Origin of the sequence: Streptomyces camponoticapitis (genome assembly GCF_014646115.1) — a bacterium.
Lineage (GTDB): Bacteria > Actinomycetota > Actinomycetes > Streptomycetales > Streptomycetaceae > Streptomyces > Streptomyces camponoticapitis.
On the sequence record NZ_BMMV01000024.1, the window covers coordinates 1 to 25,829 of the forward strand.

The 25,829-nt window shown below is 70.6% G+C and carries 27 protein-coding genes and 1 pseudogene; 13 read left to right on the forward strand and 15 right to left on the reverse strand.

Features of this window, described 5'->3' with window-relative positions; genetic code table 11:
• Positions 1–109: 109 nt before the first annotated feature.
• Complete coding sequence (locus IEY79_RS29165; RefSeq protein ID WP_189110629.1) at positions 110–670, reverse strand: DinB family protein; 561 nt, start codon at positions 668–670, stop codon at positions 110–112.
• A gap of 155 nt (positions 671–825) precedes the next feature.
• Between IEY79_RS29165 and IEY79_RS29170 the strand changes: the two genes are divergently transcribed.
• Positions 826–1,431, forward strand: coding sequence for a DUF998 domain-containing protein (locus tag IEY79_RS29170; protein ID WP_189110630.1), 606 nt, complete (start codon positions 826–828; stop codon positions 1,429–1,431).
• Between the two features lie 99 nt (positions 1,432–1,530).
• Here the strand turns inward: IEY79_RS29170 and IEY79_RS29175 are convergent, their stop codons facing one another.
• Entirely contained in the window at positions 1,531–2,643 is a 1,113-nt protein-coding gene (locus IEY79_RS29175) for a serine hydrolase domain-containing protein (RefSeq protein ID WP_189110631.1), read from the reverse strand.
• Positions 2,644–2,915: 272 nt separating this feature from the next.
• Here IEY79_RS29175 and IEY79_RS29180 point away from each other — a divergent pair, with 272 nt between their 5' ends.
• Positions 2,916–3,692, forward strand: a complete 777-nt coding sequence (locus IEY79_RS29180) for a MerR family transcriptional regulator (RefSeq protein ID WP_189110632.1) — start codon at positions 2,916–2,918, stop codon at positions 3,690–3,692.
• A gap of 13 nt (positions 3,693–3,705) precedes the next feature.
• Here the strand turns inward: IEY79_RS29180 and IEY79_RS29185 are convergent, their stop codons facing one another.
• Positions 3,706–4,848: an AI-2E family transporter gene (locus tag IEY79_RS29185; RefSeq protein WP_189110633.1), complete on the reverse strand. Its 1,143-nt coding sequence runs from the start codon at positions 4,846–4,848 to the stop codon at positions 3,706–3,708.
• Between the two features lie 191 nt (positions 4,849–5,039).
• On the opposite strand from IEY79_RS29185, the gene IEY79_RS29190 reads away from it, so the two are divergent.
• Positions 5,040–5,651, forward strand: a complete 612-nt coding sequence (locus tag IEY79_RS29190; protein ID WP_189110634.1) for a hypothetical protein — start codon at positions 5,040–5,042, stop codon at positions 5,649–5,651.
• A 5-nt stretch (positions 5,652–5,656) separates the two neighbouring features.
• Here IEY79_RS29190 and IEY79_RS29195 read toward each other — a convergent pair whose 3' ends face one another.
• Positions 5,657–6,352 (reverse strand): haloacid dehalogenase type II, encoded by a 696-nt coding sequence (locus IEY79_RS29195; RefSeq protein WP_189110635.1) that lies wholly within the window; start codon positions 6,350–6,352, stop codon positions 5,657–5,659.
• On the opposite strand from IEY79_RS29195, the gene IEY79_RS29200 reads away from it, so the two are divergent.
• Positions 6,351–7,004, forward strand: coding sequence for a CGNR zinc finger domain-containing protein (locus tag IEY79_RS29200; protein WP_229701212.1), 654 nt, complete (start codon positions 6,351–6,353; stop codon positions 7,002–7,004). The genes IEY79_RS29195 and IEY79_RS29200 overlap by 2 nt on opposite strands.
• Here the strand turns inward: IEY79_RS29200 and IEY79_RS29205 are convergent.
• The 4 genes from IEY79_RS29205 to IEY79_RS29220 form a co-directional block, all read right to left on the reverse strand.
• Complete coding sequence (locus tag IEY79_RS29205; RefSeq protein ID WP_189110727.1) at positions 6,993–8,198, reverse strand: cysteine desulfurase-like protein; 1,206 nt, start codon at positions 8,196–8,198, stop codon at positions 6,993–6,995. The genes IEY79_RS29200 and IEY79_RS29205 overlap by 12 nt on opposite strands.
• A gap of 125 nt (positions 8,199–8,323) precedes the next feature.
• Complete coding sequence (locus tag IEY79_RS29210; protein ID WP_189110636.1) at positions 8,324–9,202, reverse strand: amidohydrolase family protein; 879 nt, start codon at positions 9,200–9,202, stop codon at positions 8,324–8,326.
• Positions 9,203–9,312: 110 nt separating this feature from the next.
• Positions 9,313–9,552 (reverse strand): DUF2630 family protein, encoded by a 240-nt coding sequence (locus IEY79_RS29215; protein ID WP_189110637.1) that lies wholly within the window; start codon positions 9,550–9,552, stop codon positions 9,313–9,315.
• A gap of 64 nt (positions 9,553–9,616) precedes the next feature.
• Positions 9,617–10,471, reverse strand: a complete 855-nt coding sequence (locus IEY79_RS29220; protein ID WP_189110638.1) for an aldo/keto reductase — start codon at positions 10,469–10,471, stop codon at positions 9,617–9,619.
• 356 nt (positions 10,472–10,827) lie between these two features.
• On the opposite strand from IEY79_RS29220, the gene IEY79_RS29225 reads away from it, so the two are divergent.
• From IEY79_RS29225 to IEY79_RS29235, 3 genes are read left to right on the forward strand one after another with little or no spacing between them, the layout of a single operon-like run.
• Complete coding sequence (locus IEY79_RS29225) at positions 10,828–11,985, forward strand: class I SAM-dependent methyltransferase (RefSeq protein WP_189110639.1); 1,158 nt, start codon at positions 10,828–10,830, stop codon at positions 11,983–11,985.
• Between the two features lie 8 nt (positions 11,986–11,993).
• Entirely contained in the window at positions 11,994–12,725 is a 732-nt protein-coding gene (locus IEY79_RS29230) for a DUF1796 family putative cysteine peptidase (protein ID WP_189110640.1), read from the forward strand.
• On the forward strand, positions 12,722–13,474 hold the full coding sequence (locus tag IEY79_RS29235) for a PIG-L deacetylase family protein (protein WP_189110641.1): 753 nt from the start codon (positions 12,722–12,724) through the stop codon (positions 13,472–13,474). Before IEY79_RS29230 ends, IEY79_RS29235 begins: the two co-directional genes overlap by 4 nt.
• Positions 13,475–13,514: 40 nt before the next feature.
• Here the strand turns inward: IEY79_RS29235 and IEY79_RS29240 are convergent, their stop codons facing one another.
• A complete protein-coding gene (locus IEY79_RS29240; RefSeq protein WP_189110642.1) occupies positions 13,515–14,027 on the reverse strand; it encodes a MarR family winged helix-turn-helix transcriptional regulator in 513 nt (170 codons plus the stop codon).
• Positions 14,028–14,112: 85 nt separating this feature from the next.
• On the opposite strand from IEY79_RS29240, the gene IEY79_RS29245 reads away from it, so the two are divergent.
• A complete protein-coding gene (locus tag IEY79_RS29245; protein ID WP_189110643.1) occupies positions 14,113–14,679 on the forward strand; it encodes an NADPH-dependent FMN reductase in 567 nt (188 codons plus the stop codon).
• Positions 14,680–14,765: 86 nt separating this feature from the next.
• On the opposite strand, the gene IEY79_RS29250 is transcribed toward IEY79_RS29245, so the two are convergent.
• Positions 14,766–15,131 carry a nuclear transport factor 2 family protein gene (locus IEY79_RS29250; RefSeq protein ID WP_189110644.1) on the reverse strand — a complete coding sequence of 122 codons (366 nt, stop codon included), beginning with the start codon at positions 15,129–15,131 and terminating at the stop codon, positions 14,766–14,768.
• Positions 15,132–15,258: 127 nt separating this feature from the next.
• Between IEY79_RS29250 and IEY79_RS29255 the strand changes: the two are divergent.
• Positions 15,259–15,628 (forward strand): annotated as a pseudogene (locus IEY79_RS29255) (GNAT family N-acetyltransferase).
• 58 nt (positions 15,629–15,686) lie between these two features.
• Here the strand turns inward: IEY79_RS29255 and IEY79_RS29260 are convergent.
• The gene (locus IEY79_RS29260; RefSeq protein ID WP_189110645.1) at positions 15,687–16,739 is read right to left on the reverse strand and encodes an aldo/keto reductase; all 1,053 of its coding nucleotides are present in this window, start codon (positions 16,737–16,739) and stop codon (positions 15,687–15,689) included.
• A 227-nt stretch (positions 16,740–16,966) separates the two neighbouring features.
• Positions 16,967–18,064 carry a peptidoglycan recognition protein family protein gene (locus IEY79_RS29265; protein WP_189110646.1) on the reverse strand — a complete coding sequence of 366 codons (1,098 nt, stop codon included), beginning with the start codon at positions 18,062–18,064 and terminating at the stop codon, positions 16,967–16,969.
• Positions 18,065–18,537: 473 nt separating this feature from the next.
• On the opposite strand from IEY79_RS29265, the gene IEY79_RS29270 reads away from it, so the two are divergent.
• The gene (locus IEY79_RS29270) at positions 18,538–19,401 is read left to right on the forward strand and encodes a hypothetical protein (protein ID WP_189110728.1); all 864 of its coding nucleotides are present in this window, start codon (positions 18,538–18,540) and stop codon (positions 19,399–19,401) included.
• Between the two features lie 101 nt (positions 19,402–19,502).
• Complete coding sequence (locus tag IEY79_RS29275) at positions 19,503–20,762, forward strand: lactonase family protein (protein WP_189110647.1); 1,260 nt, start codon at positions 19,503–19,505, stop codon at positions 20,760–20,762.
• Positions 20,763–20,860: 98 nt separating this feature from the next.
• Here the strand turns inward: IEY79_RS29275 and IEY79_RS29280 are convergent, their stop codons facing one another.
• Positions 20,861–21,958 carry an alkene reductase gene (locus tag IEY79_RS29280; protein ID WP_189110648.1) on the reverse strand — a complete coding sequence of 366 codons (1,098 nt, stop codon included), beginning with the start codon at positions 21,956–21,958 and terminating at the stop codon, positions 20,861–20,863.
• An 81-nt stretch (positions 21,959–22,039) separates the two neighbouring features.
• Here IEY79_RS29280 and IEY79_RS29285 point away from each other — a divergent pair, with 81 nt between their 5' ends.
• Positions 22,040–22,426: a MerR family transcriptional regulator gene (locus tag IEY79_RS29285; RefSeq protein ID WP_189110649.1), complete on the forward strand. Its 387-nt coding sequence runs from the start codon at positions 22,040–22,042 to the stop codon at positions 22,424–22,426.
• A gap of 538 nt (positions 22,427–22,964) precedes the next feature.
• Here IEY79_RS29285 and IEY79_RS29290 read toward each other — a convergent pair.
• Entirely contained in the window at positions 22,965–24,257 is a 1,293-nt protein-coding gene (locus IEY79_RS29290) for an FUSC family protein (RefSeq protein WP_189110650.1), read from the reverse strand.
• An 87-nt stretch (positions 24,258–24,344) separates the two neighbouring features.
• On the reverse strand, positions 24,345–24,818 hold the full coding sequence (locus IEY79_RS29295) for an RrF2 family transcriptional regulator (protein WP_189110651.1): 474 nt from the start codon (positions 24,816–24,818) through the stop codon (positions 24,345–24,347).
• A 102-nt stretch (positions 24,819–24,920) separates the two neighbouring features.
• On the opposite strand from IEY79_RS29295, the gene IEY79_RS29300 reads away from it, so the two are divergent.
• The gene (locus tag IEY79_RS29300; protein WP_189110652.1) at positions 24,921–25,664 is read left to right on the forward strand and encodes an SDR family oxidoreductase; all 744 of its coding nucleotides are present in this window, start codon (positions 24,921–24,923) and stop codon (positions 25,662–25,664) included.
• Positions 25,665–25,829: the final 165 nt, after the last annotated feature.

Genomic DNA, 25,829 nt, shown 5'->3' on the forward strand with positions numbered 1-25,829 from the left:
TACCAAGCCATGGTCACCCTCGCCTGCCTACAACTCTGGCTCCCATGACTTTGCGGACAGGCCCTAGGGAGTGCCTCGCCTCAGGTCACCCGGATATCGGCCCGGCCCCCTACTGGCCCACTCTTCCGTCGACGCACTCGCGCAGCAGATCGGCGTGCCCGCAGTGGCGGGCGTACTCGTCGATCCTGTGCACCATCAGCTCCCGGACCGCGATGCCGTCCTTCCCCAGACGTTCACCCAGATCCGGGTGCTCGGCGAGCTTGGCGTCGGTCGCGGCCTGTTCCTTCGCCAGAGCGGAGTACGCGGCTTCGACCTCGGCCTCCTCAGCCACGGCTCCATGGAAGTCCCCGCCGCCGTCGCCGTAGATCTTCGGCAGCGGATCCCCGTCGGTGATCCAGTTGCGCCAGTCCCGCTCCACCTCGGCGAGATGGCGGAGCAGACCGAGCAGCGACATCGTCGACGGCGGAACCGAGCGACGGGCCAACTGCTCCGCGTCCAGGCCCTCGCACTTCATCCGCAGCGTCGTGCGATAGTCCGTCAGGAAGTCCTGCAGCGTCGCGAGCTCGCCGTCCGGACTGACTCCTTCGGTGTTGCGGGGGTCGTCGTCCGGATCGGCCCACATGTCGGGGTAGACGGTCGCCTGGGTCCATCGTGCGGGTTGGTCAGTCATGCGTTCCATGTTGGTCTGTGACGGCCCGGACCCGCGAGCGTTTTATGGTGCGGCCCAACAGCTGTGATGGTGGTGTTTCCTCCAGGATAGGGACGAGTTGCCCGCCGAGTGTGTGTCATCGACCGCACACGGCGAGTGATGTTTACGGTGGGGCGATGCGACGTGCCCCCTGGTGGGTCCTGCTGTCCGCGGCGGGTGCCCCTGTGCTTCTGGTCGGTGGTTCGACGATTGCACAGCATCTGCAAGGACCTTCCTACGACCCCACGGATGACACACTCAGCATTCTGGCGTCCTACGGTGCCCGCGGCTACTGGCTGATGACCGGCGTACTGATCGTGCTGGGGCTGTCGTACATCACGACCGCACACGGTCTGCGGGAGGCGGCGTTCCTCGGGCGGCTCGCCCTGGCCGGCGGCGGGCTGGCCGCCATGGCTCTGACACTGGTGCCCGCGCCCGTGAGTGGTGGGGCACTGAAACACGGGCTGGTGGCGGGTACCGGCTTCGTTCTGCTGGCGATCTGGCCTGCCTTGGCCGCGAGGCGCGGTGGGAAGAACGTGCCGTGGGGCTTGAACTTCAAGGTGTCGGTCGTCGCGAGCGTACTGATGTGCGCGGGCGCCGCGTGGTTCGCGGTGGAGTTGCAGAACGGGCAGGCGCCGGGCGTCGCGGAGCGGGTGGTGACCTTCGTTCAGGCCGTGTGGCCGCTGGTGGTGGCCGTCTCCTGCCGGGTCTGGCGCGACAGGCCCGTACCCGCGGGACCCTGACGACCGGCGGATGACGACAGCCGCGCGATCAGCCGGTCGGAGGGGCTTTCCGGCGGCGTCAGCCCGTCTGCTGAGCCCGCTCGGTCCGCCGGACAGAACCTAGTCGCCGAACACCTCCTTGACGAGCCGCTGCTTGACCTTCTCGAACGCCCCCGCCAGGGCCGGCCAGTCGAGCTCCGCTTCCCCGGAGGTCAGCGAGCCGGTCAGGGTCTTGCTGCCGTCGGGGGTGCTGTACATCAGCGCCGCCCAGCCCCAGAAGCCGCCGTTGTGCTGGAAAATGGTGCCGCCGCCGACCGTCTCCTCCACGAACACCCCGAGGCCGTAGCCCATCTTGGGGTGCGGTGTGCGCATCTCGGCCAGGAGCGGGGCCGGCAGGAGCTTGCCGCTCATCAGGGCGGAGAAGAATGTGTGGAGATCCTGGCTGGTCGAGATCATGTCTCCGGCGGCGGAGATCCAGGAGGGGTTGAAGCGGGTGGTGTCCGCCACCTTCCACCGGCCGGCGTCCTCGTACCCGTAGTAGCCGTGGGCGTGCGGCTCGGGGATCTCCGGCGAGGCGCCCGGCACCACGGTGCCGGTCAGCCCGAGCGGCCCCAGGACCAGCCGCCGCATCTCCTCGGCGTACGAGCGGTCGGTGGCCTTCTCGATCAGCAGCCTGACCAGCACGTAGTTGGTGTTGGAGTAGCTCCAGTCCGTCCCGGGCTCGAACCGCGCGGGCTTGGACAACGCCATCCGTACCAGCTCTTCGGGCCGGTAGGTGCGGAACTGATTGTCCATCCACTCCTTGCCCACCCCGGCGACTCCGCCGGCCACGATCGTCCCGTCCTCGTAGATCTCGCCGGTGAAGCTGAACAACCCGCTGGTGTGCTGGAGCAGCATCCGCACGGTGATCCGCCGGTCCAGCCGGAACTCGGGCAGGTACGCGTCCGCCGGGGTGTCCAGCCCGATCCTGCCCTCGGCGACCAGGCGCAGCACCAGGGTCGCGGTGAAGGTCTTGGTGATGCTGCCGATCCGGAAGTGCCCGTCGGTCGGTGGCTTCGCCGCCTCACCCAGCTTGCGTACCCCCGCGCTGCCGGCCCAGTGGCCCCGCTCGTCGTGCACGCGCAGCTGCATCCCGGCGAAACCGGAATCGACGATCTCCTGGATGGCCTGCCGCAGCTCCGGGCGATCCGGCCCGACAGCGGTGGTTCGTGTGGTGGGGAGGGTCTCGCTCATGGTCATTCCTTGTCTCACGGTATTCAGGGTTCGAGGCGGCTCGAAAGCGCGGGCCCACTGGTGACGACCCGCCCGTTCGAGGCGGTCTCGCGATGAGCGTGCACCCTGACCCAAGGTCAAGCTCAACCCCCTTCCCGCCCGCGTCGGGCGTGGACCGGGCACGGGTCATGAGGTGGAAGAGATGCGCGCTACCCTCGCCCCTGTGATTGCCGGCAATCCATATCTCAAGGTGAGCGCGAAGACCGCCCACGAACCGGGGGTGCGCTGAGCCGATGGCGGACGGGCTCACGATCGGTCAGGCGGCCGCGTTCGTCGGCGTCACGATCAAGACGGTGCGGCACTACCACCGGCTCGGTCTGGTCGAGGAACCGGGACGCGACGGTTCCGGCTACCGGCGTTACCGGTCGACCGATCTGCTGCGGCTGGTCCAGGTCCGGACCCTGGCCGGGGCGGGTGTGCCGCTGGCCGGGATCGGTGACCTGGTCGACGCCGAACCCGAGCGGTTCGCCGCCGCTCTGGACGACGTCGGCCGCCGGCTCACGGAACGGATCGAGGAGCTGGCCGCGCGCCGCGACACGTTGCACCGGCTCGCCGAGGGCGACCGGGCCCTGCTGCCCGACCGGGCCTGCGCGATCCTGGACCGGCTGGCCGGTCTCGGCTTCACTCCCGACTACGTGGCCACGCAACGGGAGGCTCTGGTGCTGACCCGGGCGCTCGTTCCGGAGGTCCTGGACAACTTCCTGACCATGCTCGAACACTGGACCGGCGATCCCGAATTCGTCGAGCTGACCAAGCGCGGGTGGGAGGCGATGTCCTGGGACCCGGACGACCCGCGGATCGAGGAACTGGCGACCGCGACGGCCGGGAAGCTGCTGGCCGACCGCGCGCTGCTGGCGATGCCGACGTCGTTTCAGAACCGGTCCGACGCCGCCTCCCGGTACGGAGTGGTCAACCACCACCGGGAGGAGCGGGCGCCGTCCATCGCCCGGCTGAACACGCTGATCGAGGCGGAGCTGCGCGCGGCCGGCATCGACTTCCCACGTCGTTGACGGCCTGGTCCGGCTAAGGCGTCGGGACACCGTCACCGGTGGTGGGCGGTGGGATGGTCGGAGCGGGGAGGCCGGTTGTCGGGTCCTGCGGTGCGTCGTCGGTGAGCTGTTCGCGTACGTACGTCCAGACCACCCCAATCAACGCGACGGCCGGTACGGCGAGCAGGCTGCCCACGATGCCCGCCAGGCTGGCCCCGAGCGTCACCGCCAGCAGGACCACCGCCGCGTGGAGGCCGAGCCCGCGGCTCTGGATCATGGGCTGGAACACGTTGCCTTCGAGCTGCTGCACCACGATGATGATCGCCAGCACGATCAGCGCGTCCGTCGGGCCGTTCGACACCAACGCGATGAGCACCGCCACCAGTCCGGCGAACAGGGCGCCCACGACGGGTACGAACGCGGAGATGAACGTCAGTACCGACAGCGGGAGTACGAGTGGTACGCCCACGATCCACAGGCCGAGGCCGATGAAGACAGCGTCGAGCAGACCGACGAACGCCTGGGAACGCACGAACGCGCCGAGGGTCTCCCAACTGCGGGAGAGCACCACCGGGATGTCGGTGGCGAGCCGGCCCGGGAGCTGACGGGTCAGCCACGGCAGGAACCTCGGTCCGTCCTTGAGGAAGAAGAACATCAGGAAGAGCGCCAGGACGGCGGTGACGATGCCGTTGACCAGCGTGCTCACACCCGTGACGACTCCGTTGACCACGGTGCCGACGCTGCCCTGGACACGGGCGGCGGCGCTGTCGAGGGCGCCGGTGATCTCGTCCTCACCGATGTTCAACGGCGGCCCCGAGGCCCAGTCGCGCACCTTCTCGATGCCGTCGCTCACCCCGCTGGTCAACTCGCCGGACTGGGACGCCACCGGCACGGCGATCAGCGCCACGACGCCGGCGGCGACCAGGAAGAACAGCACCATCACGACTGAGGCGGCCAGGGCGGGGTGCCAACGGTGCCGACGCAGAAAGCGGGCCACGGGCCAGGTCAGCGTGGTCAGGAGCAGCCCGACGATGAGCGGCCAGACGACCGACCACATCCGCCCCAGAACCCAGAGAGCCGCCGCGGCCACGACGAGGACCACCAGCAACTCGACGGAGATACGGGCCGACGTGCGCAGCGCGGCACGGGACTTCGCAGAACTCAACGTGGCAGACATGGGGATCACCTTATGGGCACCCCCACCACCCCTCGCGACCGCCGTCGCCCCGCACGCCGTTCGCGGCGTCCCCGCCTTCGGGCGGGACATCCGGACGGCCGAAACGCCTGACAGGACCGCCCAGTTGGGAAGGGTGTGTGTCCGAAGGGAGACTGATAGATCTGGAGACACGTCTCAGCGGGGGGAACACCGTGTCGGCTCTCTTGATCTCGGTCCTGGCGGCGCTCGTGTCACTCGGATCATTGATCCTCGCGTACGCGTCCAGCCGTCGGGCACACATGCCCGTACTGCAGTTCATGTGGGAGAGCGGGCAGGGCGGCGGGGAGCCGACCTGGTCGCTGGTCAACGTAGGAACCGGCCCCGCGACCAACATCGTGGTGGCCCAGACCGAACGGACGGGCCTCACCCGTGACATGAGCGGTGAGCGGTGGTTCAACCCCGTGCTGATCCCGTCCATCCCTGTCGGTGGCAAGCTCGCACTGACATGGCTCGGCGGAACGATGGGCCTGAACTGTGGTCTGGGCGCCAGCTATACGGACCCGCAGAGGTACTTCTACACGACCAAGTGCGGTGACGACGTGTCGATGTTCTTCGTCGGTCTGCATCTGCCGCGCTGGCCGCTGCTCAAGCTGGGCGGCCGCAAGGCGGTGAAGACCTGGTGGGGGGTGGAGGATCTGTCCGGACCCCAGTGGTCGGCGGTCGCCGAGGGAACGGCCCGACGACGCTGGTGGCTCCTGAAACGCTTCGGGGTCTGCCGCCGGCTAGGCGGGTGGGCCGATCCCGTCCTGCTGTATGGAGGATGAGGTTTCTACGCTCTCGCCGTCAGCGCGGTGGCCAGGTCGTCCAGTCCGGTGAACCGCCCGTCGAAGGCGTCCGCGCTCGTCGGGGGATCCCCCACCGGGCGGTGGACGTACGCCGTCCGCATGCCGCTCGCCTGCGCGCCGCGGAGGTCCCAGGCGTGGGCCGCCACCATGAGGACGCGCTCGGGCGGGCATCCGGCGGTGCTGATGGCGAGTTGGTAGACCTCGCGGGCCGGTTTGTAGGCCAGGGCCGCTTCGCCGGAGAGGGCCTGGTGCCAGCGCAGGCCGGCGTGTGCGCTCATGCGTAGGAGAGCGGTGCGGCCGGCGTTGGAGAGGCCGAGCACCGGGAAGCGCCGCGCGAGTCGTTCGAGGCCGGCGGCCGAGTCGTCCCAAGGAGGCAGGCGCTGACCTCCCGTGGCCAGCCTCGCGACGGCGGTGGGGTCCACGAGTCCGGCGTGGTCGGCCACCCGTTGAGCGGCCTCCGCGTCGATGGTCTCGCTGTTGGCGTACGGGCGCTGCCCCTGCGCGATGCGCCGCTGTTCGGTCTCGACATGCCGTTGCCACAGAGTGAGCAGTCCGTCGACGGCCACGTCGTCTGCCTCCGGCAGTGCCTCGCGGATTGCCGCCCGAAGCCCGCCTGGTTCGTCGACGAGTGTGCCGAGGACGTCGAAGACGACGGCCTCGATGTCGCGGATCTCGGTCATGCGGTCTCCATTCATGGCCGGCGTCACCGGTTCAGCAGGTGACGACCTTGTCACCGGTCTCGTCACCGGTCAAGATGGTGACGTGGATTTCGCGTACGTGAGCGGCGACCCGGCCCTCGATCTGGCGGGCACCGTGGTGTCACGCCGGGACATGCCCCTCGACGGCCTGGCCACGCCATCGGACCTTGAGCGATGGGTCGCCGGATGTGACGGCCTCCCCGCCCGCGTGACCGCCGATCCCGCGACCTTCGAGTCCGCGCTGTCACTGCGCGAGGCGGCCTACCGACTCGCTCTCGACCGTGTGCTCGGCCGGCCCTTCGGTCCGGGCAGCCTCAAGATCGTCAACGACATGGCGGCCGGACCGGCGCCCTCTGTCAGGCTCAGCGACGCGGGGCTGCGTATGTCGGGGGATCTCGCCGCGGTCCTCTCCCACATCGCCAGAAGCGCTGTCGTGCTGCTCGCGGACCCCGACGCCCGCTTGAAGGAGTGCGGCCGCGCCGTCTGCACCCGTATCTATCTCGACCGCTCGCGCGGCGCCCGGCGCACCTGGTGCGGGATGGACGAGTGCGGCAACCGCGTGAAGGCGGCGGCCTACCGAGCCCGCAGACGCGCTTCGTCAGCGGGCCGGGCAGCGCATGGCTCAGGAGCGTAGGAACGCCTTCAGGCCCGCCATGAGCCGTTCGACGTCGTCCGCGTTGTTGTACGGGGACAGGCCCACGCGCAGGCCGCCCGTGTCTCCCAGGCCGAGATGGCGGGACGCCTCCAGGGCGTAGAACGAGCCCGCGGGGGCGTGTACTTGGGAGCGTGCGAGGAAGTGGTAGGCGTCGGACGCGGTGCGGTCCTCGAAGGTGAGCAGCGTCGTGGGGGTTCGCAGCGCCGCGCGGGAGTGCCGCGTCACGCCGTCGAGTTGGGACAGCGCCTCCTCCATGTCCCGGCTCAGCGCCGCCTCGTGGCCCTCGATCGACGCGAAGGCGGACCGGAGACGCTCGCGCCGGTCTCCGGCGGTGCCGGGGGCGAGGTCCGCGATGAAGTCCACCGCGGCGCGGGTGCCCGCGAGGGCCTCGTACGGGAGGGTGCCGAGCTCGAAACGCTCCGGTACCGCGTCGGTCGACGGCGCCAGTTTGTCCGGTCGCAGAGTCTCCAGCAGCCGCGTGGAAGCGGCGAGTACGCCGTGGTGGGGGCCGAAGAACTTGTAGGGCGAGCAGACGAAGAGGTCCGCGCCGAGCGCCTCGACATCCACGAAGGCGTGCGCGGCGAAGTGCACACCGTCGACGTACAGCAGCGCACCCGCCCGGTGGACCGGCTCGGCCATGGCCGCCACGTCCGGCCGCGTCCCGATCAGGTTCGAGGCGGCGGTCACCGCGACCAGCCGTGTGCGGTCGGTCAGCAGGGCGGCGACGGACGCCACGGGCAGTTCGCCCGTGGCAGGATCGAAGTCCGCCCAGCGCACCACGGCACCGGCCCGCTCGGCGGCCTGCACCCAGGGGCGGATGTTGGAGTCGTGGTCGAGCCGGCTCACCACCACCTCGTCACCGGGCGCCCAACTCCGCGCCAGCACACGGGAGAAGTCGTACGTGAGCTGGGTCGCGCTGCGTCCGACGACGATCCCCGCTTCCCGCGCGCCGAGGAGGTCGGCCATCGCCCGCCGGAACTCGCGGACGATCGTCTCGGCGTTGATCTCGCCCGGTGCCACCGAGCCCCGGACCGACAGCGGATTGCTCAGCGCCTCGGTGATGGCCTCGATGACCGGCGTGGGCATCTGCGTACCGCCGGGGCCGTCGAAGTGTGCGACTCCGGCTCGCAGGCCGGGAAAGCGGGCGCGTACCGCCTCGACGTCGTACGTCACGAAATCCCTCACCGCTCCCGGTCCTGGCACCCACCCCGGCTCTTCCGGGCTCGCGCTCCGGGCCGATCATCGCAGACGCCTCCGACAGGGGACCCTCCGCCGTCGAAACGGCCGCGCGCCTCCCGCTACGGCTTCAGGGCGACTCCGTAGAAGCTCTCCGCGTTGCCCCGCCAGAAAGCCTCCGCCTCCGTGGGCGACAGGCCGGACACGAGGTGGTCCGTGAGGTCCACGACGTCCGGGTATTCGAGGCGCTGGCGTGAGACCGGCCAGTCGCTTCCGAACATCACGTGGTCCGTACCGAACGTGTTGAAGAGGAAATCGACGTACGGCTGGAAGTCGTCGGCGTGCCACACGGGGCCGACCTCGGTGAGCATGCCGGAGACCTTGCAGTACGTGGCGGGGCGTTCGGCGCAGCGGGCCATCCACGTACGCCATGATTCGTCCTCGTCCCACCGGTAGTGGGGCTTGGAGAGGTGGTCGATCACGACGGGCAGTTCCGGTACGGCGTCGATCGCTTCGACGAGGGCCGGGAGGTGTTTGGGGCGGGTGAGTGCCTCGAAGCGGCGGCCGAGGTTGCTCAGCGTGCCGAGGCTGGTACGGACCTCCGGCCGGGCCACCCACCTCGGGTCGTCCATGTCATGGATCATCGGCCGGACGGCGAGGAGGTTCTCGTCGGCGGCGAGGCCTTCGAGCGTGTCCGCGGCGTCCGGACGCGCGAGATCCGCCCACCCCGTCACGCCGAGGACGAACGGGGTGGATCGCGCGATGTCGAGAAGGGCCAGGGTCTCTTCGAGATTCGCCGCCGCCTGGACAGCCACCGTGCCGCCCACGTCGGTGGCCCTGACGTGCGGTTCCAGACGCTCGGGAGAGTGGTCCTCGCGCAGCACGCCTCTCGGCGGCATCCATGGGAAGTGGCCACGGGAGATCTGGTCGAGGTTCCAGAAGTACTGGTGCGTGTCGAGCCGGGGGCTGACGGCCGGCCGGTCCTGGGTGCTGGCTGCCATGACGGGCCGCCCTTTCCTTTACGTCGTTGTCCGCGCCCGGCGGACGGTCGGCGGTTCCCCGGCCGCTCTCCCCCGGCCCGTGGCCGCCGCCCCCGTCCCCCCGGGTGCGCTCATTGCTCGTAGGACTCGACCTCGGCGACCGGGCGGGGTTCGACCCGTCGCGGGTCCTCGCCGGCGTCCGCCCCGGCCCTCCGCCGCCGCAGCAGGTCCCAGCACTGGTCCAGCCGCTCCTCAAGCACCCGGAGCCGTGCGCGTTCCTCCGTGGCGAGGCCCTTGCCGGGGGCCTGGTCACGGAGTCGGCGTTCCTCCGCGACCAGCATGTCGATCGTCTGCAGAATGTCGTCGGCCATCACTACCTCCGTGGGTGTCCGAGCCTCGGTGGGTGTCCGGACCTCCGTCGATGTCCGCCGCCGCTCACAGCATCTCCAGCGGCACCGGGCCCCGGGCGGGCGGGAAAGCCCCGTCGAGGACGGTCAGGTCGTCGTCGGTCAGGTCGAGTGCGAGCGCGGCGTGGTTCTCGCGTACGTGCTCCGGCCGGCCCGCCCGGGGGATCGCGATCACGTCGCTCCGGCGGAGGACCCAGGCCAGGGCGACCTGTGCCGGCGTCGCCCGGTGGCCACGGGCCACGGTTTCGAGGATCGGGGCGGACAGCAGCCGCCCCTGCTCGACCGGTGAGTAGGCCATGACCGGGACGCCCCTCCCCTGGCATCCCGGCAGCAGGTCGTACTCGATTCCGCGCCGGGTCAGGTTGTAGAGGACCTGGTTGGTCGCCATCGCGTCGCCGCCCGTCACCTCCGCGAGATCCCGCAGGTCCGCCGGGTCGAAGTTGCTGACTCCCCAGTGGCGGATCTTGCCCGCGCGCCGCAGTTCCTCGAAGGCGGCGATCGTCTCCTCCAGCGGTACGGAGCCGCGCCAGTGCAGCAGATAGAGGTCGACGCGGTCGGTCCGCAGGCGCTTCAGACTGCGCTCGCACGCGTTGACGGCGTCCATCCGGCCGGCGTTGTACGGCAGCACCTTGGTCACCAGGAAGGCGTCGTCGCGGCGGCGGCCCGTGAGGGTCTCACCCAGCAGTTCCTCCGCGGCGCCCTGGCCGTACATCTCGGCGGTGTCGACCACCGTCAAACCCAGATCGAGTCCCAGCAGCAGGGACTCCTTCTCGTCGGCGCGGCGCGACGGGTCCTGCGCCCAGCCCCACGTCCCCTGTCCCAGCACGGGAATGTCTTCTCCCGAGGGGAGCCGGACGGTGCGGACGTCCGGTGTCGGTCCCATCGCGGGCCCCTCCTCTCGGTCGAGCTCGGTCGAGCCGACCCGGTCCCCGCCTACTGCCCCCGTCTTCCGTCCTACCTCACCCGGGCGGGCAGGACGGTCGCATTTCAGCCACGCGGGCCGTTCGTCGTCCCGTACCCCTTCAAGGCTCTCACCAGGGCGCCGCCTGTCAACCGCGGCCTGCCGCGACCGGCACCCGTGGATCCGTCGGGTGGGGTGTCAAGTCCGGTCGGGACGAGGCCGGAGACCCGGAAGGCCGAGACACATCCTTCGAGAAGGCCGTCCCTTGCACCACGCAGTGGTCTAGACCTAGCGTGTGCCCCTTGCGGCACGTCCGTTCCGTACAGAGGACCGATCCTGTGATCGACATCGTTGTTGTACTCCGCGCCGAAGACGCCGTACTCGACTTCCTGTCCGTTCTCGCCGACGGAGAGGCCGCCCTCGTCCTCGCCGATCACGGCCGGACTCTCGCCTTCCCTGCCGGGCGGAGCCGCGCCGAGCGGCTCGCCGACATCGCGCGTCACGTGCGTCCGGCCGACGACGGAGCCGGGTCGCCCGGTCCCGCCTCCCTGGCGGAGCTCGTACGCGAGGCCGTACTTGCGGTCGGCGGCGACCAGGCGGTCGTCTGGACCCACTCACCGGCCGACAACCGGCGCAGCCGGGGCAGGGTCGGCCGCGACACGGCGATCGGCTGTGCGGACCACGATGTGCGGCACGCCGTCGGCTACTCGCCGTTCCTCCAGGTGGTGAGCGACTTCGACCGTTCGCTGGACCGTGAACTGATCGCCACCAAGCTCGGCTTCGTGAACCGGGAATGCGAGCACCTGCTCACGGCGGAGTCGGCGGAGTACGTCGTCCAGACGCCCCGCATCCCCGCCACCGAGCGTTTCTTCCACGCCGACGCCGACGAGCGCGAGCGGCTCTTCGCGCTGCTGGCGAGCCTGGACGACGAGGCCGCGTCCATCCCGGATCCCTGGGAGTTCGGCAGTTCCGCGTACGAGAAGGACCGGCTGGACGCCACGGCGGCCTGGGTGCTGGGCCATCGCGCCGAGACCGGCGACTCACTGGTCGAAGTGGGCGCGTGCGAGGGGGCCCTGACGCACCGTCTGGTCGCGGCCGGCGGCGCCGTACATGCCACGGAGCCCAACCCGCTGTTCAGGACGCGTCTCACGGAGGCCGTGAGGGGCACCGGGAGTGTGCGGGTCTCCGCCGACGATCTCGCGGATCTCACCGGCGAGGGCCACCCGCGCGCCGGGGCCCACCTGCTCATCGAGATGCTCTACTACGGCCAGGAGCTCGCGCTGCTCGACCGGCTGCCCACCGATCACGTCTTCGTCGCCCTCGAACCGGACGCGATGGACGCCCGCGTACGGCCCTGGCTCTCGGCGTCGGCGACCTGGCAGGAGGTGGAGAGCGTCCGCCTCGTACCACCGCGCGTCGAAACCGTCTGCGCGGGCCGCGCCTATCTCATCAAACGCGGCAGCGACGGCCTTCTGCTGCGGCGCACCGCCGGCTGAACGCCGTCATGACACAGACGAGTCCGGCCGGGCCGGCCCGCGCGGTGCGCGGCGCAAAGGGCCCGGCCGCGCCGGCCGAAGCCGCCGCGTACGACGTGTGCGTGGGGCTCGGCTACCACTGCGAATCGACCTACCAGCTGCGCCGGATCACCGGGAACGACTCCGCCCACTTCTTCGACTGGCTCGACCTCGACCTGGAGTCGGTGGTCGAGACCATCACCGGCGACTTCGCCCATGTCCTGCGGCCGGGGATGGTCGAGCCGTTCAGCGACGGCCTCTGCGCGCTGGACCGCGGCTCGGACATCCGCTTCTTCCACGACTTCCGGCCTGCCGACCCCGGACGCCCCCTCACCCAGGACGACATCGACGCCCAACTCGACGGTGTCAGAGCCAAGTTCGCCGCCCTCGCGGAACGCTGGCGGGCGCTCGCCGAGTCTCCGGCCCATGTGCTCTACGTCCACCACGACGCTTTCGACGAGTGCGCCGCGCGGGACCTGCGCCGGCTGCGTCACGTGATCGCGACGGCGCACCCGGGACAGAGCTTCTCGCTGCTGTGGCTGCGCCGTACGCCGCCCGCCGACGCCGGTGACCTCCCGCCGGGAATCGCCTGGGGGACGGTGGCGGCCGCCCCGGCCCGCTGGGAGGGCGACGACGCCCAGTGGGACGAGGTGTTCAGCGCCGTACAGATGTCACCCGATCCTCTTTGGCCCACCCCACAACCGAGGAGACACCCCGCATGACTCCCCCACCACCCCCCACCGTGATCCTCTCCCCGCACTTCGACGACGCCGCGCTCTCACTCGCCGGTCTGATCCCCCAACTCCCCGGCCCGGTCACGGTCGTTACGGTGTACGGCGGCGAGCCCGCGTCCCACCACCCCGTCTCCTGGTGGGACAGCGTCTGCGGTTTCTCCACCGCGCGGGAGGCATACCGTGCCCGCCGGGTGGAGGACGTCCGGGCCTGCGAACTCCTCGGGGTCGAGAGCGTCGTCCTGGACCATCCCGACGGCCCCTACGGGGACGGGACGGAGCTCACCGGGATCGACAGCTGTCTTGCCGAACTGCCCCCGGAAGCAGTGCTGTTGGTACCCATCGGCACCAATCAGCCGGATCATGAGAAGGTCCGTGACCGTGCGCTGACGGTGGCCGGGAAGCTCGGCCGCGCGGTGCCGCTCATGTACGCCGACCTCCCCTACACCGGCCATCTGGACGAATGGGGATCCGCCGGCGCCGACCCCGCGCTGGGCCGCAGCCACCTGTACGGACTCGCCTACCAGGACATGACGAGCCGTCACACACTGCGCGTGGAGCACGACCTCACACTGACGGACGAGCAATGGGCCCTGAAGCGTGAGGCGGTGCTCTGTTACGGCTCCCAACTCGCGCCGCTGGCCGCCGACCACGGCATGCTGCTGGCGCGCAACGGGCCGCTGCATGCCGAGCGTGTCTGGGCGGCCGAGCCCCGGGCCGGTGACATCGGGAACGGCTGACAGGCCGGCAAGGGAGGCGGCGAGTGGGCCGTCCGTCCGGTCAGCCCGCGGTGCCGGGGCGGGACGGCCACTCGCAGGGCGAGCCCATCGAGTCGCGGAGGACGGCGGAGATCTTGCCGAGCGTACGCAGCTGGTCCGCGTCGATCGGATCGAGGACGAGCCGGCGGACGGCCTCCACATGCCCGGGCGCGGTGGCGACGACCTTGGCGTACCCGGCGTCGGTGAGGGTCGCGACCGTGACGCGGCCGTTCTCCGGCGAGGGGCTGCGGCGGACCCAGCCGCGCTTCTCCAGCGTGGACACCGCGTGGGACAGACGTGACAGGGAGCCGTGGGCCAGGACCGCGAGGTCACTCATGGGCAGGGTGCGCCCGGGCGCCTCGGAGAGGCCCGCCAGGACGAGATAGCCGAAGAAGCTGATCTTGGCGTCGCTCTGGAGCTGCGCGTCCAGCGCGCTGACCAGACCGAGGAGCATCCCGCTGAACGGCACCCACGACTCCAGCTCGGCCGCGGAGAGCCACGGCGTGTCATCTGCCGGGGAGATCTCATCAGTCATGGGACCATCGTAGCCGCTTGACTTGAGACTTCAAGCGTGAGCAGGATGGGCACAGTCAGTTGACATCTCAAGTCAGGAGCAACCCATGACGTTGAAGATCGCGGTCATCCTGGGCAGCACCCGCCCGGGTCGTAACGGCGAGGCCGTCGCAAAGTGGGCCCAGGAGATCGCCGCCAAGCGGGGCGACGCGGAGTTCGAGCTCGTCGACATCGCGGACTTCAAGCTGCCGCACCTGGACGAGGCGATCCCGCCGTCCATGGGCCAGTACGCGAACGCCCACACCCTGGCGTGGGCCGAGAAGATCGCCTCCTTCGACGGCTACCTCTTCGTTACTCCCGAGTACAACCACTCGACCTCCGGCGCCCTGAAGAACGCCATCGACTTCCTCTACGGCGAGTGGAACAACAAGGCCGCCGGCTTCGTCAGCTACGGCAGCGTCGGCGGTACGCGTGCCGTCGAGCACCTGCGTCTGATCATGTCCGAGCTCCAGGTGGCCACCGTGCGGGCGCAGGTCGCGCTCTCGCTCTTCACGGACTTCGAGAACTTCTCCTCCTTCAAGCCCGGCGACCACCAGACGGCGGCCCTGGACACCACGCTGGACCAGCTCGTCAGCTGGTCCAAGGCCCTCCAGACGGTCCGTACCGGCGCCTGACGACGACGCCTCCCGGGACCGAGTCCGGCAGACCACCCCCATGGTCTGCCGGACTCGTCGCTGCCGCGGCGCTCGTCGGAGGCTCGTCAGGCACCCGGCAGCCGGTCGAGGAACCCGCTCACCGAGCCGATCCGGCCGTCCTCGGCCAGAGTGATCACGTCGAAGCCCGCCGCGGGCGCCGAACCGTCTTCCCGGGAAACCAGGTCCCAGGTGAAGCGGATCAGATTGTGGTGGGCGTCGGGAGTGCCCGTCAGCTTGAAGTCGAAGCCCGGGAACTGCTCGTGGGCGCCCCGGATCGCCGCCGTGATTCCGGCGTGCCCGGCGACCTCCGCCAGTGGGTCGGTGTAGGTGCCGTCCTCGGTGAAGGCGGCGGACACCGCCTTCTCCAGGTCCTCGTCGGCGGCGTTCCAGGCGGTGAAGTAGCGTGCGACAGCGTCGTTCGGAGTGGACACGTGAGTTCCTTTCGTCGTCTGATCTCCACTCTTCCGCGGGGTCGCGGGACCGTCGATTACCCGCGAGGTAATGACGCCGACCACGGCAGAGTGATCATCGTCGGACGAGCGGTTCTACGATCGAGTGATGACGGTCACGTACGAGTGGCGGGGCGACGTGGACGGCGCCGCCCTCGACGCGCTGCACGCCGAGGGCTTCGGCGGTCCGCCCGCGCCCACCTCCGACCGGGTGGGTCTGCGCGTCGGAGGCCGGCCGCCTCGTCGGTTTCGTCAACGTCGCCTGGGACGGCGGAGCACACGCCTTTCTCCTGGACACGGTCGTCGCCCGGCACTGCCGGGGGCGCGGTGTCGGTACGGCGCTGGTCGTCCGGGCGACGGAAGGGGCCCGCGCCGCCGGGTGCGAGTGGCTGCACGTCGACTACGAGGAGCACCTGCACGCCTTCTACACCGGCGCCTGCGGCTTCCGGCCGACCCGGGCGGGTCTGATCGCGCTCTGAACCGCCGCCGGCGCTCGGCCTTGCGCGGTGTGCCCGGACCGGCCGGCGGCGAGGCCGGTCAGTAGGACTGGGCCGGGGCCGCGGACCTGCGGCGCTGGGACGGGTCGGCGATCGACGGAGGCACGTATCCGGCATCCCGTCCCGACAGATTGGTGCCCGGCGGCACGATCTCGTCGATCCGGTCCAGCACGTCGCGGCTGAGACTCACCTTGTCCGCTCCCAGCTGGCTCTCCAACTGCTCGTACGTCCGGGGCCCGATGATCGCCGAGGTGACCGCCGGGTGTTCGATGACGAACGCGACCGCCAGCTCCACCAGCGTCAGCCCCGCCTCCTCAGCCAGCAGGGCCAGGCTCTCGGCCGCGTCCAGCTTGGCCGCGTTCTCCTGGGCGTTGATGTCGAAGCGCTCCGTCTGCTGGGCGGACCGGCTGGAGGCGGGCTGCGCGACACCCTTGCGGAAGCGGCCCGACAGCCAGCCGCCCGCCAGCGGGCCCCAGGACAGCACCCCGAGTCCGTACCGTCGCGCCACGGGCAGCACCTCGCGCTCGATACCGCGCGCGAGCAACGAGTACGGGGGCTGCTCGGCCACCACCCGCTCCCGGCCGCGCCGCTCCGCGATCCACTGCCCCTCGACGATCGCCGACGGCTCGAACGTGGACGTACCGATAAGGCGGATCTTGCCCTGGTGGACGAGATCGCTGAGCGCGCCGAGCGTCTCGTCGAAGTCGGTGTCCGGCTCGGGCCGGTGCACCTGGTAGAGGTCGATCCAGTCGGTGTTCAGCCTGCGCAGGCTGTTCTCGACCTCCCGGATGATCCAGCGCCGGGAGTTGCCGCGCTCGTTGGGTCCGTCACCGCGGGCGCCGTGGAACTTCGTCGCCAGGACGACATTGTCCCGGCGACCGCCGGCCAGCGCCTTGCCGACAATGGTCTCCGACTCGCCGGCCGAGTAGACGTCGGCGGTGTCCACGAAGTTGATACCCGAGTCGAGCGCCCGGTGGATGATCCGGACACTGTCGTCGTGGTCGGTGTTGCCGCGGGCCCCGAACATCATCGTGCCGAGGCAGAGAGGGCTGACCTTCACACCCGTACGGCCGAGGTTCCGGTACTCCGTCATCGTGCGCTCCCTGGCAGAAGTCGATCAGTGAAGCGGATCCGAGAAGTGGATCAGCTCGCTCAGTCTTCCCCGGTCCGTCGGACGTCAGCGAGTTTGTCCGGGTTGGCAACACGATAGACATATGACGCACCGTCACCTACCGGAGCGGGAAGAATCTTCGGCGGCAGGATGTCACTCCTGCCGCCGAAGGACATCGCGGGCGTGCGGGGCGGTGCGGACCGCCGGTGTCAGGCCAGCAGCAGCTTCCAGTCGGCCGCCGTGAGCACACCGTCCGAGTGCGCCTTGTCCGCGCCCGCGCGGTGCAGGGTGGTCACCGCCCTCGCGACGTCGGCGTTCTCGCCCGCCCTGACCTCAGGGGTGATCAACGGCCAGATGTCGGACCCGAGGTAACCGGTCTCGTCCGTGCCGCCCCGGACCATGGCCGCGCAGGTGTGCTTCTCGACGTTGTGCACATCGGCCAGCTTCGCGACCGCGCGCTTGGTGGCCGCGCCGAAGACGCCGTCCACCGGTACGTCCGAGAAGCCGCGACCACGCAGGAGGTACTGCGCCGCACGGACCTGGGGACCGGCGGATCCCGGGCGCAGCAGCGGCCAGACGGAGGGCCGGCCGGCCGGTGCGACGCCAAGGGCGCCGGCGACCGCGTCGCGCAGCTCCTGGAGTCTGCCGTAGAGCACGTCGCCGGGGCATTCGGTCGAGTTGAAGTCTCGGTGGCCCATGATGTCCGTGACCGGCCGCCCGTACTGGGTGGCTATCCACGCGACGAGCTGGACGAGGGAGCCCCAGAGCGCGGCCGGTACGTCGACCTGCGTGTAGAGGCCTTCGTTCTCGATGCCGATGACCTCGCTGTTCCGGCCGCCGACGTTCGCGCCCTGCACATGCTGGGTGCCGCCGCGTACGACATCGAGGCTCTGGTGCCGGCCTTCGAGGATGTAGCCGCCGCGCGAGTTGGTGAACTGCTGGCCGGAGTCGCCCCAACCCTGGCCGTCCATATGGAAGTTCTGGATCGACCGGCAGATGGCCATCGCGTGCTCCAGCGAGTAGTCCTCGCTGTTGCCGGGCTCCGCGGTGTGGTGCACGACGATGTACGTCGGCACCCGGTCGAGTACGACGATCTGCTGGTTCGGGGGCCTCGCGCCCCATTCGGCGGTGGTGTAGATCCGCGGCTCGGGGGCGGCGAGCGGCGAACCGGATGCCGGAGGGCTGTCCGCGCGCACCGGGGCGGCGTGGGCCGGTCCGTTCGCGGCGAGTCCGAGTGCGCCGACCGCGGTGGCGGTCAGACCGCCCCTCAGCACCGTTCGACGGCCGGGTCCTGATGTGGCAACCATGTCGATCTCCTTGGGAAGTGGGGGGAAAATCTCCCGGGTTCAACGACAACAGGTGTGTCGCACGACAGACGTACGCCGGTCCGGTGGGGCGGAGTTGACGCGCGTCGACGATCCGCGACGCGTCAAGACAAGCAACCCCGTCATGTCCCCGACAACCCTGTCGGGCAACCAATTTGCCGGGCTTTCGGTCTGCCGAAACCACGCGTGTTCGCGAATCGCCCGCGGGGTGACCAATCGCCCCCGGTCGCCTTTGCTCGCACCAATGACGGAAGCCTCCGAGAGCCGGAAGGCCCCCGGACGCGTTCGAGCCGACGTCCTCCGAGGGCTTGTTAGGCAGTACGGGGGAAATCTCCGGGTCCGTGTCTGATCGCGCATCTCGAGGCGGTCGGATCAGACGATGATCGCGTTTCATGGCGCAGAGAGACGCGGCGGACGAGGACGGACCGTCCGCCTGCACCCACGAAAGGCTCGCCATGCTCCTTCTCCCCCGCGCTCTCCCTCTCGCGAGAGGCACCCTGGCCCTCACCTCACTGTGTACCTGCCTCGTCCTCGCCGGATGCGCCGAGGCGGAGCCCGCACCAGGCGCCGAACAGCGGGCGGAGAGCCGGGCCACCAAGAGGAGCCCGGTCACGGAGAGCAAGTCGGCCGAGGGTTTCCGGCAGGAGGGCGCCCCGGGGCAACCCCGGGGCGCGGCGAACGAGGCGGCCCGGGGACTGTCCGGGAAACCGGTGGAGGCGTCCTGGGTCCGTGAGATCCCAGGTCTCGGTCCGCTCACCCGCTCCCGCATCCCCGTCGCCAGCCGTCAGGCGCTCGTGGTCACCGGCGAGGGCAGGAACTCGCCGAAGTCCGGTGTCGTGCTGTACGAGCGGAACGCGGACACGGGCTGGGAGCCCGTCACCAACCGCTGGCCCGCGCACAACGCGCTGCGCGGTTGGACCCACAACCACCAGGCCGACGACCTGCGTTCGCCGATCGGCGTCTTCACCCTCGGCGACGCCGGAGGCCGGCTGCCCGACCCGGGGGCCAGACTCCCGTACGACGAGAGCGAGGACTTCGAGGCCCCCGGCACCGGGTTCCTGGGTGAGCCGCTGGAAGGCTCCTTCGACTACGTCGTCGCCATCGACTACAACCGCACGTCGGGCACCACTCCGCTGGACCAGACCCGCCCCCTCGGGCTCGCCAAGGGCGGCGGCGTCTGGATCCATGTCGACCACGAAGGGCCCACCCAGGCCTGCGTCTCGCTGTCGAGGACGCGGATGGTCGACCTCCTGCGCGAACTGGACCCCGCGAAGCGGCCGGTGATCGTGATGGGCGACGCCGTGGCACTCCGCGACTGACGCCGCCGAAGGGGCTCTTGCCGACGGGGGCGGGATGGCGGAAGGGTGTCTGCCACAACACCGGCAAGCACTCCCCCCACGAGTCACACGAGGTGCCCGGCATGAGAAGCGACCGCACAGGAACAGAGACAGCGACAGCGACCGGAGAGTCCGACCCGGCCGCGAAGCCGGCCGACGGGCCGAGCCGCCGCAGGATCGTCAGCATATTGGCGGCGGCCGTGGCGACGGTCTCGGTGCCCGCCGCCACGGCGACCGCGAACCAGCCCCCGGGCCGGACGGCCGCCCGGCCCGCCACGGCTACGGCGACCCGCCCCCGGCGATCCCTCGCCACGGGGCCGCTGTTCATCGGCACGTACACCTCCAGCGGCGGTCCGGGCATCGGGCTCGCCTCGTACGACACGGTTACCGGGCAGATCACCGCCACCGGCACCCTCCAGGGCGTCGGCGACCCCTCGTACCTCGCCGTACACCCCGACGGCACCACCCTGTACGCGGTCAACGAGCGCCAGGACGGCGGCGTCACCGCCATCGCGCTCGGCGAGGACGGCAGCCATACGGTCCTCGGCACCCGAAGCACGGGCGGTTCATCGCCCTGCCATCTGTCCGTCCACCCCGGTGGGCGCTGGCTCCTCAGCGCGAACTACGGCTCCGGCAGCGTCGCCGTCCATCCCATCGAGGCGTCGGGCGCCCTGGGCGAGCGCACCGATCTGGTCACCCACTCCGAACCGGCTCCGGGGCCGGGACAGAACGGCCCGCACGCGCACCAGATCGTCACCGCCCCGGACGGCGGCCATGTGCTCGCCGTCGACCTCGGCACCGACAGCGTCTACACCTACCGCCTCGACGAGACGGCCGGCACGCTCTCCCAGGTCGCGTACGCCACGCTGCCCGCGGGCGCCGGGCCGCGGCATCTCGTCTTCCACCCGTCCAGCCAATTCGCCTATCTGGCAAACGAGTTGAACAACACGATCGCCGTCTGCGGCTACGACAAGGACAGCGGGACCCTCACCCCCGGCGAACCGCTGCCCACCGGCGCCGGCGGCGCGGGAAGCAGCTTCCCGTCCCAGCCGGTGATCACCGCCAACGGCGCGTTCGTGTTCCTCGCGAACCGTGGCCACAACAGCCTCTCCCGCTTCGCGGTGGAGGAGAACGGCGCCGGCCTGCGGCTGTTGGACACGGTGCCCGTCGGCGGTGACTACCCGAGGCAGCTCGCCCTCTCCCCCGACGGGACGCTGCTCTTCGCCGCCAATCAGCGGTCGAACGCCGTCTCCGTCTTCCATGTCGACCAGGAGAGCGGCCAACTCGCTGCCGCGGGCGACCCGTTCAGGTCTCCGGTCGCCGTCTGCGTGCTTCCGCTCTGAGGTACGGGTCCGCGAGGCCGGCCTGCCGGTCGGTCGGTCGGTCCGGCCTCGCGGTATCCGTACGAAGGCCGTGCCGCCGTCCCGCCCGTCGTGCCGCGTCAGCGCGCGGAGCAGAGTTCCCGCGACAGCGCGGGATAGTCGGTGTAGCCCTCCGCACCGTGCGTGTAGAGGTGCCGCTCGTCGATGGTGTTCAGGGGCGCGCCGACGGAGAAGCGCTCGGGAAGGTCCGGGTTGGCGATGAAGGACCTGCCGTACGAGACGAGGTCGGCGAGCCCTTCGGCGAGTACCGCCTCGCCGCCTTCCCGGGTGGTCGGGTCGTGGTTCTCGCCGATGTTGGCGACGAGCGGGCCGTGCCAGCGGGGGCGCAGATCGGCGAGCGCCGGGTAGGTGTCGTTGTCGGTGAGGTGGAGGTAGAGCAGCCCGAGGCCGTCGACCGCGTCGAGAAGCGCGCGGTACACGGGGGCGGGGTCGGCCTCGGCCATGCCGAACTGGGGATTTCCCGGGGAGAGCCGCAGCCCCGTCCGCCCGGCTCCGATCGCGTCGGCGACCGCGGTGACCAGTTCGACGGGGAAACGGATCCGGCCCTCGGTCGTGCCGCCGTAGCCGTCGGTACGCAGATTGGTGTTGTCCGCGAGGAACTGGTGGATCAAGTAGCTGTTGGCGCCGTGCAGTTCGACCCCGTCGAAGCCGGCGGCCATCGCGTTCCGGGCCGCCTGCGCGTGGTCCTCGACGGCCTGCCGGATGTCGTCGTGCGTCATCTCGCGCGGCGGGAGGGGATCGACCTTACGGCCGTCCCGTACGTGGACGGGGCCCGGGACGCGCACGGAGGACGGGCCGCTCGGTATGTCCCCGTCGATCCGGGACAGCGGGTGACCGTGCCTGCCGCCGTGCATCAGCTGGGCCATGATCCGGCCCCCTGCGGCGTGCACCGCCTCCGTCACGGCCCGCCAGCCCTCGATGTGCGCCGCCGTCTCCAGGCCGGGGAGCCGCCAGCCGCTCTGGCCCCGGCTGCTGGGCCAGATGCCTTCGGTGACGATGAGTCCGGCGCCCGCACGCTGGGCGTAGTGGTCGGCGACGACCGGCAGGGGCGTGCCGTCCACGGCCGCGCGGTAGCGGGTCATGGGGGCCATCACCATGCGGTTGGGGAGGTCGAGGGGGCCGAGGGAATACGGGGCGAGAAGCGTCGTTTTCGTCATGGCGGGACGGTAAGACCTCACACTGGTGTCAGGTTCAATCCCTGCCACCGTCGCGGCGACGGTGCGGACCCGGGAGGAAGCGTGAAGATCGGCGAACTGGCGAGACGCACGGCCGTCAGCGAACGCTCGCTGCGCTACTACGAGGAGCAGGGACTGCTCGTCTCCGCGCGTACGCCCTCGGGCCATCGCACGTATTCCGAGCGGGCGGTCGACCGGGTGATCCGTATCCAGGAACTTTTCGCGGCCGGGCTGTGCAGCGGGAAGATCGCTGAGCTGCTGCCGTGCATGCGGGACGAGGACGGGGGCCCGTCGGAGGCGGCGACGCCGTGGCTCGTCGCCGACCTGACGCGGCAGCGGGCCAGGATCGACGCGCGGATCGCCGAACTCGTCCGTACGCGGGAGGTGCTGGACGACGTCATCGTGGCCGCGTCCGGCACCGCCGGCTCGCCACGCGTGTCCTCAAAGTAGCGCCTCCGCCCGCGGGGCGGGGTCCCCGGCGACTGGTCGGGTGCATCGCAAGGCGCGAGGATCATGCTCGTTCCGGACGTACTCGCACGTCTCCGACAACGCGGCGAGGTGCGGTGCCGGGCGTCGCGGGCCGGGCGGGACTTTGAAGACGCGACCCAGCGCGTGTTTCGGAAGGCACTACGTCCGCCCGCAGGGCGGGGCTCACGCCCGCCGCGAGGCGCTGATGACTCGTCGGTGCCTGCGAGCGCGAGGCGCAGGATCGGCGTTGTGGATGGCCCGGGCGTACTCGGGCGACCCGACAACGCGGCAAGCGCGCGTGCCGGCCGCCGCGACCCCGGCAAGATCGGCAGGACACCCTCTAGGTCGTGTCTTCGAAGTAGCGCTGTCCGCCCGCAAGGCGGGGCCCGCGGCGGCTGGTGCGGTGCATCGCAAGGCGGAGGATCGTCCTCGTACTGGGCGTACTCGGATGCCTACGAGAAAGCTGCCGACGCGGCGAGGTGCCGGGCGTCGCGGGCCGGGCGGGACTTGAAGACACGACCTAGGACTTGTCCCGCCCGCGGCGGCGCCCGAGTGACGGCCGTTTCACCGTGGGCCGTCTCACCCCGCGCAGCCATGCGGCGAACGCCGTGAGCTGAGGGTGCTTCTCGCGCTGTTCCCGGGTGGACTTGTCCAGCTCCTCCAGCAGGCGCTGGGACCGGTGGTCGGTGTCGAGTTCGTCGAGCAGCCTGTCGATCTCGGACAGCAGCGCGCCGTGCAGCTGCCACTGCCGTGGGTGCCGCTGCACGCCTTCCAGCAGCAGATTCGCCACCCTCTCGCGTGTCCCCGAGGCTGCGCTCAGATCGCCGGCGAGGCGGTCCTCCGCCGCCTCGGCGGCCTCGCTCGTCTGCGTCGTGACCAGCACGGCGAAACTGACGAGCGCGTCGGCGATGTGTGACAGCAGTTCTTCCAGGCCGGCTCCCTCCTCCGGCGTGAAGAGGTCCTCCTCCTGGCGCTCCTTGGCGAGGTCCGTGATCGTGCGCGTGATGACGCGCAGCACCACGGCGCAGATCTCCAGCGTGTCGAGGCCGGTGCGGAGCACCACCCGGTGCAGCAGCCCCTCCTTGACGCGCGGATTGAGCCGCAGGCTGTCCTCCGCCTGGCGCAGCGCCGCGTCCACCTCGGAGATGCCCTGGTCGAGGCGGCGCGCCTCGTGCAGCCGGGCCGCGGCGCGTTCGACCGGGGTGGGGCTGGTCAGCTCCTCGCCCACGTCGCGCATCAGCCGGCGCATCCGCCGGGCGAGCCCCTCGATGGACTCCCCGGCGGCGCCGATCCAGACCGGAGGCGCGAACACGTTGAACAGCAGGCCCACCACCGCGCCGATCAGCGTCTCCAGGACACGGTCCCAGGCGGTGTTCGCCGCCGCCGCGTGGGTGACACCGAGGACGAGCATGGCGCTGATCGCGACCTCGGGCACGAACTCGTCCGCGCGGACGACCCGGCCGGCGAGGAGTGACGCCAGGATGATCAGCGCCAGGCTCCACCAGGACAGCCCGACAAGGGCACTGAATCCGATGGCGATCAGCACGCCGGCGACGACGGCGTTCACGCGTCGCACGCTGGTGGTGAGCGTCGAGTAGAGAGTCACCTGGACCACGAGCAGCGCGGTGAGCGGCGCTGTGAGCGGCGCGGGTTCACTGCTCAGCCAGAGGGCGACGAGGTAGGCGAGGGTCGAGGCCACCGTCGAGCGAAGTGTCTGGGTGACGGTCGCGTCCTTCCGCAGATCCCACACAACGGTCAACGCCCCACGCCTGGAGCCACCCTTGTCGTCGCTGTCCGCGGCCCGCAGTCTCATGAGCAGCACCCTGCACACAGTCGGCGCGCGGATTCCGTACGACACGCGGCACACGGCGCCGACGGGCGAGTGCCCACCGCTACGGCGCTACGGCGTGCCGGTCAGACCCAGCCGGGTACGGGAGGGTGCGGACGGGGGCAGCGTGGCCAGGATGTCCGCCAGGGTGACCCCGGCGAGGCTGTCGCGCCACGCCTCGTACGCGTCCGCCATCTTCTCGGCGAGGACACAGGTGCGACGGCACTCCTCCGCCGGCAGCGCGCCGCGTCCCTGCCTGCGGATCTCGCGGCACTCGTACGGCGGTGACGTGCCGTCGACGGCCTCGACCAGCTGGAGCAGGGTGATCTCGGCGGCGGGCCGAGCGAGCCGGAAGCCGCCGCGTGGCCCGGTGGTCGCGGTCAGCAGGCCGGCCCTGACGAGCGTCTTCAGCTGCTTGGCGAGATAGGGGGCCGGGAGGTCGTAGTACTCGGCGAGCCGCGCCGTCGACGCACCGGTCCCCGGGGCGAGCTGCGCCAACGACGAGGCGCAGTGCAGAACCCATTCGGTGCTCACAGGCAGCTTCACGACACCGATCATATCGCAGATATTGTGGACCTTTTTCATCCATGATTCTGCTACTGTCCGAGCGGGATACAGGAGAAGAGTTTCGAGAGAAGAGAGAGCACCATGCGGATCGCAGTGGCCGGAGCGACCGGGAACATCGGGACCCTCACAGTGGCCGCGCTCGAACGCGGCGGTCACGACGTCGTACGGATCAGCCGCTCGCTGGGCGTGGACCTGTCGACGGGTGAAGGGCTCGACGACGCGCTGACCGGCGTCGAGGCCGTCGTGGACGTCACGAACAGCCCGCCGGCCGACCGGGCCGGGACGATCGCGTTCTTCGGCACCGCCACGGGCAATCTGCTCGCCGCCGAGGCGCGGGCCGGCGTCCGCCACCATGTGCTGCTCTCCATCGTGGGTGTCGACCGCGTCGAGGGCACCGCGCACTACGCGGGCAAGCGGGAGCAGGAGCGCCTGGTGACGGCTGGGCCGGTGCCGTGGACGATCGTCCCGGCCGCGCAGTTCCACGACTTCGCCGCGATGGTGGCGAGTTGGACCGAGCGGGACGGTGTCGCCATGGTCGCGCCGCTGCTCATGCAGCCCATCGCGCCCGCGGACGTGGCGGACGTCCTCGCCGAGATCGCGGCGGGCGAGCCGAGGGGACGGTATGTCGATGTCGTCGGGCCGGAGCCGCAGGACATGGTGGACATGGCGCGGCGCACCAACGACGCACGCGGACACACGGTGAGGCTCGTGCCGACGTGGTCGGCCATCTTCGGCACGGAGATGGCGGGCAACGTCATGCTGGCGGGCGAGAACGCCCGTATCGCGCCGACCACCTTCGACGAGTGGCTGGCGGGACAGCGCTAAGTCGCGTCTTCGAAGTCCCGCCTGGCCCGCGACGCCTGGCACGGCACCTCGCCGCGTTGGCGGCTTTCTCGAAGGCATCGGAGTACGCCCGGTACGAGGACGATCCTCCGCCTCGCGAGGCGACCGCACCAGCCGCCGCGGGCCCCGCCCCGCGGGCGGACAGCG